The sequence below is a fragment of the Rhodoferax sp. genome, from assembly GCF_028688795.1.
Taxonomy (GTDB): Bacteria; Pseudomonadota; Gammaproteobacteria; order Burkholderiales; family Burkholderiaceae_C; genus Rhodoferax.
Genome location: NZ_JAQTXM010000012.1, coordinates 123938 through 130031, shown reverse-complemented (window position 1 = coordinate 130031; position 6094 = coordinate 123938). Strand labels below are relative to the sequence as shown.

At 57.7% G+C, this 6094-nt stretch carries 7 protein-coding genes and 1 pseudogene; all 8 read right to left on the bottom strand.

What is annotated here, in order from left to right; all coding sequences use genetic code 11:
- Positions 1-41 precede the first annotated feature (41 nt).
- Positions 42-380 (bottom strand): annotated as a pseudogene (gene fliP, locus PHQ58_RS11100) (flagellar biosynthetic protein FliP); the annotation flags it as partial.
- A gap of 23 nt (positions 381-403) precedes the next feature.
- Positions 404-721 (bottom strand): flagellar biosynthetic protein FliO, encoded by a 318-nt coding sequence (locus PHQ58_RS11095; RefSeq protein WP_300111055.1) that lies wholly within the window; start codon positions 719-721, stop codon positions 404-406.
- A 7-nt stretch (positions 722-728) separates the two neighbouring features.
- Positions 729-1157: a flagellar motor switch protein FliN gene (gene fliN, locus PHQ58_RS11090; RefSeq protein ID WP_300111054.1), complete on the bottom strand. Its 429-nt coding sequence runs from the start codon at positions 1155-1157 to the stop codon at positions 729-731.
- A gap of 1 nt (position 1158) precedes the next feature.
- Positions 1159-2151: a flagellar motor switch protein FliM gene (gene fliM / locus PHQ58_RS11085; protein ID WP_300111053.1), complete on the bottom strand. Its 993-nt coding sequence runs from the start codon at positions 2149-2151 to the stop codon at positions 1159-1161.
- An 18-nt stretch (positions 2152-2169) separates the two neighbouring features.
- A complete protein-coding gene (locus PHQ58_RS11080; RefSeq protein WP_300111052.1) occupies positions 2170-2766 on the bottom strand; it encodes a flagellar basal body-associated FliL family protein in 597 nt (198 codons plus the stop codon).
- 111 nt (positions 2767-2877) lie between these two features.
- Positions 2878-4221 (bottom strand): flagellar hook-length control protein FliK, encoded by a 1344-nt coding sequence (locus PHQ58_RS11075; protein ID WP_300111051.1) that lies wholly within the window; start codon positions 4219-4221, stop codon positions 2878-2880.
- Entirely contained in the window at positions 4211-4681 is a 471-nt protein-coding gene (locus PHQ58_RS11070; RefSeq protein WP_300111050.1) for a flagellar export protein FliJ, read from the bottom strand. The genes PHQ58_RS11075 and PHQ58_RS11070 overlap by 11 nt, the downstream gene beginning before the upstream one ends.
- A 22-nt stretch (positions 4682-4703) precedes the next feature.
- Complete coding sequence (gene fliI, locus PHQ58_RS11065; RefSeq protein WP_300111063.1) at positions 4704-6083, bottom strand: flagellar protein export ATPase FliI; 1380 nt, start codon at positions 6081-6083, stop codon at positions 4704-4706.
- Positions 6084-6094 lie beyond the last annotated feature (11 nt).

Below are 6094 nucleotides of genomic sequence, written 5' to 3'. Positions count from 1 at the left end.
TTATGGATGACAAGGTAGAGCTTGAATCAATAATTACACTCAACAGACGTGAATTTACTGATATGCACGATAAGATACGGGGCCACCTGATTGGGTGGGACCGCCTGCGTACCAATCGCCTGCCGCATCAATGACAGCACAATCACAATCCGTGTGAACCCAGTCATCATGAGCAAAATGGCCGGTAAAAACGACAATGCCGTGAAAAACAACAGGGTTTGTACCGGCACCGAAAAACTCATGCCATTGCCGCCAGTGCCCATCAACAACGGCAGTTGTGCGCCAGCGCCACTTTGGGCCAAACCCAACGACGGTAGAGACAGCAAAAGCAACAGGCTTGTAAGCAGTTTGACCTGCCTTAGTCCGCCAGAGCGACACATGTTTGATTTCATTGGCAACAGATTCAGGACAGTGTGGTGGGCAAACGGCCCGCTGTGGCATCAGCCGCTACCGCGGCACCCACGGGCGCCGCAGCGGTATGCAGGCAAGTAATATTCTGAGCCGTGACGCCCAGCGTCAACCAGACACGGGCACCTTCCGGCCCCACTTCAACCGTCACCACGCGTTGATGAGGGCCGACACCGACAGCCGACACAATGCGCGTGGCAGACGCTGTGCCCATCAGACCGCCACCGGCGCGGCGCTGCACCCATTTAAGCGCCACCGGCACCAAAGCCAGCAACACCACAAAAAGAACAACCGAAACCCACGCTTGCCACATCTTGCGCTTACCCCTTGCTCACGCGCCGCAAGCGCTCAGAAGGCGTCACCACATCGGTCAGTCGAATACCAAATTTGTCATTGACCACCACCACTTCTCCCTGGGCAATCAGGTAGCCATTCACCAAAACATCCATCGGCTCACCGGCCAAGGCATCCAGCTCTACCACAGAACCCTGCCCCAACTGCAAAATGTGCTTGATGGGAACTTTGGTGCGCCCTAGTTCCACCGACAACAGCACCGGAATGTCAAGCACCCGGTTGATGTCGTTGATCTGCGCGTCATTCCCGCCGGAATAAGCCCGGTTGGTATCGCCGGACAACACGCCGCCAGGCGCCGGCTCAGCAGGACCTTCATCGGCAGTTTTTTGCTCAAGTAGCGCTTCAGCCCAGTCGGCCATGCCGTCGTCTTCTGGGGGTTTTTCATCAGTTGCCATATCAGTTACCTTTCCAATTGAGGTCATTACTCCTCAAGCTTCTTTCAATTTTCAACGCGTATTTGGCGTTGTGCGTACCGTACTGGCATTCAAAAATAGGCACTCCATCCACCTTGGCCTGAATGCGCGGCTGACGATCCAGCTCAATGAAGTCACCCACCTTCATCGCCAGAAGCTGCTCCACCGTGGCATCCGCATGCGCCAACTCTGCCACCAAGACCACCGGGGCCGCCTGAATCTCTTGGGTGAGCACATTCACCCAGCGGCGATCCACCTCAATGGAGTCGCCTTGCGTGGACGAGTACAGCACATCACGAATTGGCTCCAGTGTGGCGTACGGCATGCAGATGTGAATCGCACCAGTGATTTCACCAATTTCCAACTGAAAAGAAGTCGACACCACAATCTCACTGGGCGTGGCAATGTTGGCAAACTGTGGCTGCATTTCAGAGCGCTGATAGTCCAGCACCAATGGGTAGATGCCAGTCCAGGCCTTCTTGTATTCATCAGTGATCACATCCACCATGCGGTTAATCACCCGCTGCTCGGTGGCAGAAAAATCCCGGCCTTCAATGCGCGTCTGAAACTTACCAATACCGCCATACAGGGACTCAATCACACCAAACACGAGTGCCGGCTCACACACCACCAGCCCACTGCCGCGCAAGGGGCGAATGGCCACAATGTTGAAGTTGGTCGGCACCGCCAATTCACGCAAAAAAGCGCTGTAGCGTTGCACTGTCACCGGGCCCACGGAAATCTCCGGGCTTCTGCGGATAAAGTTGAACAAGCCCACGCGCAAGTTTCTGGCAAAGCGCTCATTGACAATTTCCATGGTGGGCATGCGCCCACGCACAATGCGCTCCTGGCTAGAGATGTTGTAGGCCCGAACCTCTCCGGTCTCGGCCACATCTTCAGCCATCTTCTGGCTCTCACCCGTGACACCCTCCAGCAGTGCATCAACTTCTTCCTGTGATAAGAACGATTCACTCATGGCTCATACACCGCTGCATCACTGCACGATCAGGCTGGAAAACAGCACGCCCACCACCGGGTACTGCACGGGAGCCTTCTTTTTAGCTTTTTTCTTGGGGGTTGTGGCCTCATCAACAACTTCCTCCTCACTGCTGCCACCAAACGGCACCGACGTTTCGCGCAAAATGTCTTCAATCAATTTTTGCTTACCCTCAGCCGAGAGCAACTCTTCAGAGGTTTTTAGCGACAGCAACATCAACACACTGCTGCGAATCGTTGGCATATAGGCTTTGACAGAATCAGACGCGTGCGCATCAATCACCTGAAGCGTGATCCCCACCTGCGCCACCCGTTCGCCCCCAGGGTCGGCCAGATTCACCACCATGTTGTCCATGGGCAGGTATACCGGCGGGGACTTGTCGGCACCGTGCGCAGCTGCAGGCGCGTGCGCTGCGGGCTCACCGCCCTCTTCCTCAGCCAAGGCAGCCGCCGCAGCCTTTTGTTTGCTGATGTACAAAAACGCACCGCCACCGCCTAAAACCAGCAGCAAGACTGCGGCAATGATGATGATCAACTTCTTTTTGCTCTTGGGTGGCGGCTTGGCGGCATCCGCCTCTTCGGGTTTGGTAGCCACGATCTTTCCTTCACAAGGTTAATTCAAAGCCATTATTCAGCACATGCCCCGTTTTAACCACGCAATAAAGGGGTAAAAAACAAGGCATCCGTCAGGCTAGAGAGTCTACCGTCAGACGAACAAGTCCAGCGAACGCCCGACGGCCGGGTTAGCGGCACGCGAGGAGGCCGCACCGATGGCCTCGGTCTTGACCAAAGTCGCTTGCTGGCCACCAGAGCGTTGGCGGCGCTCACCGCCTGCATCGCCGCCCTTGCCAGAGGTGCCCACAGACACACCTGCGAGTTGCAGGCCCTGACTTGAAAGCATGTCCTTGAGCTGGGCAGCCGCATTTTCAAGCACTTGACGCACGCCTGCCTGATCAGTACGGAAATCAATCTGTGCCTGGTCGCCGTTGAGCAGAATGCTGACTTCAACCGGCTCATCACCAAAGCCATCAAGCGTCAATTCGGCCGTTTGGACACCTTGGCTGGCCCAGTAACTCACCGTTTCTGCCACCGCCGTGTCTGGCACGGTAGCCGATGTGGCGGGCACCTCAAAAACAGCATCAGCGCGATGCGTGCCAGCCATCGCCTGACCAAACGCACTCTCAAAGCCGGACGAGCCAGACTGCCCCATACCCGATCTGGTGCCAAACCGCCCTTGCGGCCGCACAAAATCGCTCAAGCCCCCCGCCATGAGTGTTGCGGAGGCGTCGGCAGCAGGCACCACAGACTGGGGCACAGCAGACGCTCTCACTTCTTTCAAATCTTGCGCCATCGCGTGCTGCGTTTGTGCCTGAACCGCGCTTTTGTGCGCCAGGAGTGCACTAACGGGTGATGCATGCGTTACATCCAACGCGGCCTGCGCCGACGAAGAACTCACGCCAGACGCATCGGTTGCTGCACTCGCCAGGGACGACTTCTGCAGCGACCCGGTGTCGGCCGTTTTTGCCTGGTGGACAGCTTTTCCAGGCAAACCGACTGATTCGGTGGTAACCAAAGGTGACTCTTCAACCTCAGTGGCAGGCAAGCCAACCGAAACGATCTCTGACGGGAGCACAGCAATACCCGCTGGCGGCTGCGCCACTGCAGACTGCTCCAAAGGGCCCGCCATCGCAGTTGCGAGAACTGGTGCTGGCACTGTTGATGTTGATGTTGATGTTGATGTTGATGTTGATGTTGATGTTGATGTTGATGTTGGTGTTGGTGTAGCGAATGGCTGCAAAAATAAACCGACGCCTGCTGCCGCATCAGCGCCCAGGCCATCTTTTTCAGCCATCGGCGCATCGGGCAACGATGCATCTCCAGCTAGGCCAGTTGCACCGTCTTCGGAGGCAGACAACAAATTCATCAACGCAGAAAATCCGCTGCTGCCCTCACCGGCAGCAGCCCCCGCTTTGCCAGCCTTTTTACCGTGCGAATCGGCACTCGCCGCCGCCTTGACGCCCTTGGGCGCGCTGCTTACTTCAATGCTCATGGCTGTTCTCCAATTTCAAGCGGACTTGCCGCAGGGTTTGCATGGACGCAAACTCATCCATTTCTTTTTGCTCCTGGCGTTGCTGCAGCTTGGCCAGATCAACCTGGCGCTTGCCCAGCACAAGCTTCAGGCTGGCAATGCGAAATTCCGCTTGCAACAACACTTGCTCAGCCGCTTGCACTTTGGCCACCGATGTGGCGAGCGCATTTTGTTGAAGATCAACCGCCTGCTGCAGCCGCGCCATGAACTGGTAGTGGTGGTGCAATAACTCAGGTGTGGTGCTTTTTTGCGCACCAGTTGTCCAGCGCTGCTCGGTCTCGGTGGCGTACTGCTGCAACTGGTCCATTTGACTTTGGGCAAACGCGTGGTTGCGCCGATGCGTTTGCACCACCGCCAAGGCTTGGTCCCGCTTGGTGATGGCCAGATCGACGGCGAGTAGAAGGCTTCTGAACTTGGGCATGGTGACGCTGATTCAAGTGAATTTATTTGGCCAAAGCTGGCATGCCGAGCGCCCCAGCCATGTCCGTCACGCTGTCAGTCAACGTGGAGGATTCAAACATGTCTTGTTGCAAAAACTGTTGCATGGGGTCATGCAGCGCAATGGCTTGGTCCAGCCCCCGGTCAGAGCCACTCACATAGGCGCCAATTTGCACCAGATCATGGCCTTTTTCGTAGCGTGAATACACCGCCTTGAACTGCCTGGCCAGATCAAAGTGTGCTTTTGGCACCACGTTTTGCATCACCCGCGAGGCTGATTGCTCAATGTCAATGGCCGGGAAATGACCCGCCTCGGCCAACGACCTTGAGAGCACGATGTGCCCGTCCAAAATAGCCCGAGCGGCATCGGCAATCGGGTCTTGTTGGTCATCGCCCTCTGACAACACGGTGTAAAACGCGGTGATCGAACCCACGCCGTGCAGCCCGTTGCCGCTGCGCTCCACCAACTGTGGCAGCTTGGCAAAACATGAAGGCGGGTAGCCCTTGGTAGCGGGCGGCTCGCCAATGGCCAGGGCAATTTCACGCTGTGCCATGGCGTAGCGGGTGAGTGAGTCCATCAACAGCAACACGTGTTTGCCTTTGTCCCTAAAGCTCTCAGCCACCGCGGTGGCGTAGGCCGCGCCTTGCATGCGCAGCAGTGGCGGCGCGTCAGCCGGGGCAGCGACAACAACAGCTCGCTCCCGGCCCTCTTCACCCAAAATGTCTTCAATGAATTCCTTGACCTCTCGGCCCCGTTCACCAATCAGGCCGACCACAATCACATCCGCCTTGGTGTAGCGCGCCATCATGCCAAGCAGCACACTTTTGCCCACGCCCGAGCCAGCAAACAGCCCCAGCCGCTGACCGCGGCCGACCGTCAGCAGCGCATTGATGGCGCGAATGCCCGTGTCCAGCGCCTCACGCACCGGCGCGCGGTCCATGGCATTGATCGGTTTGCGGTCCATCGGCACCGCCGCCACATCCAGAATGGGCCCTTTGTAGTCCATGGGTGCGCCGTGGGCATCTACCACGCGGCCCAGCAAGCCGTCGCCCAAGGGCAGGCGCAACACCCCTTGGCCAAACTCACGCTGTGCTTGGCGGCGTTCGCCTAGGCGGGGAATGGCAATGTAGGCAGGCGCGGGCTCCACGCTGGCCCCGCTGGAAAGGCCGTGCACGTCACCCGCCGGCATCAAAAAAGCCCGGTCATTAGAAAAGCCCACCACCTCGGCCAACACCGGTGCCTGGGCTTTCATGCGCACCCAGCACTGCGAGCCCACCGGCACCCGAATTCCTGCGGCTTCAAGTACCAAACCAGTCAAGCGTGTGAGCGTGCCACGCACTTCCAGCGTAGTGCCCGTGTGCACGCGGCGAGTGGCATCGGTCAAAAATGTTTGCC

Excerpts from the sequence above, each read along its gene's own strand:
- fliM (WP_300111053.1), bottom strand. The coding sequence starts at position 2,151 with ATGAGTGAATCGTTCTTATCACAGGAAGAAGTTGATGCACTGCTGGAG.
- fliN (WP_300111054.1), bottom strand. The coding sequence starts at position 1,157 with ATGGCAACTGATGAAAAACCCCCAGAAGACGACGGCATGGCCGACTGG.
- PHQ58_RS11075 (WP_300111051.1), bottom strand. The coding sequence starts at position 4,221 with ATGAGCATTGAAGTAAGCAGCGCGCCCAAGGGCGTCAAGGCGGCGGCG.
- PHQ58_RS11070 (WP_300111050.1), bottom strand. The coding sequence starts at position 4,681 with ATGCCCAAGTTCAGAAGCCTTCTACTCGCCGTCGATCTGGCCATCACC.
- PHQ58_RS11095 (WP_300111055.1), bottom strand. The coding sequence starts at position 721 with ATGTGGCAAGCGTGGGTTTCGGTTGTTCTTTTTGTGGTGTTGCTGGCT.